Origin of the sequence: Mesorhizobium sp. M2A.F.Ca.ET.039.01.1.1, assembly GCF_003998035.1 — a bacterium.
Classification (GTDB): Bacteria; Pseudomonadota; Alphaproteobacteria; order Rhizobiales; family Rhizobiaceae; genus Mesorhizobium.
The window spans coordinates 1-1117 of record NZ_RZRY01001230.1 but is presented as its reverse complement, the minus strand read 5'-3'; the positions used below and the strand labels follow the sequence as shown (position 1 = coordinate 1117).

General features: G+C 66.0%; 1 protein-coding gene and 1 pseudogene. Both read right to left on the bottom strand.

Going from position 1 to position 1117, the window contains the following annotated elements; translation table 11 throughout:
- Positions 1-210, bottom strand: a pseudogene (locus EOA24_RS38865) (FAD-binding protein); the annotation flags it as partial.
- A gap of 16 nt (positions 211-226) precedes the next feature.
- Positions 227-1117 (bottom strand): MFS transporter (locus EOA24_RS38860; protein WP_133374958.1); only part of this gene is annotated, 891 nt, incomplete at its 5' end.

Genomic DNA, 1117 nt, shown 5'->3' with positions numbered 1-1117 from the left:
GTGCGAGACCAGCCCTTCGATCTTCTCAAGCGAGACGATGGTGCCGTCGGATTGCACCAGCGGCGTGAAGGAGTGGCCGGCGCCGGCGACGCGCAGCGGACCGGGCGCCGAGCGCACCAGCTCGGCCAGCTCGCCGGCGTCGGCCGGCGTCGCGATCGATTTCGGGGAAGCCGTGACGAAACCAGACCAGTTGCTCCAGGCGTTTGCCATTTTTGACTCTCCCCGCTCAGGCCCGACCGTGCCGCCGGGCGACCAGCACGAAGACGCCGAGCAGCAGCACGCTGGCCAAAGCAGTCGCCGCGGCGAATTCGGGCACCGGGCGGAAATTCCCGGCATCGATCAAAAGCGAGGCGGCGATCGGGCCGATGGCGAGACCGAAGAGCTGCGCGGCCGGAACCAGAAGCACTGCCGTTCGCGTCTCGTCGGCGGTGATTGCCATGCGGATCTGATAGGGCACGATAAAGAGCAGGATGAAGCCCATCACCAGCGCAACCGCCCAGAAGACCGAAAGACCCGGGCCGGACGCAAGCAGGACAGAGCTGATCGCCGCGACGATCCCGATGATCGTGATGGCAAAACGATAGTCGATGCGCGCTTCGAAGACCGTCGCGGTCATGGCGCCGATCACCTGCGCGGCGAGGCTTGCCGACACCATCAGGCCGACGGTGCGGCCGTCGATGCCGAACTGCGCGCCGATGGGCTCCAGAAAAGCCCAGACGGCGCCGAAGAACATGAAATAGCAGAAGATCGAGAGCAGCGCGGTGATCGCCGGCACTGTCGCCACATTGCCGAACTGCTCTTCCTTGGGCAGATCGGCATAATCGTCCGGCACGATCCAGGCGACGACCAGTGACAAGAGGCAGACGATGCCGAGCACGATGAAGCCGCCGGCCGAGCCGGCGGCAGGCACGGCATAGAGCGCCAGGATCAGCGCCAGCGCGCATTGCGCCAAAGTCTGCAGCGTGACGAAATAGCCGCCGATGCGCTCTGCCCGGCGCGAGCGGGCGATCAATTCGGTGGCGACAGCGACCAGCCCACCCTCCGCAACGCCAGCCAGTATGCGCGCGCCGATCAGCCCATTGGGGCTGCCGGCATAAGCGGTCCAGAAATTGGCGAG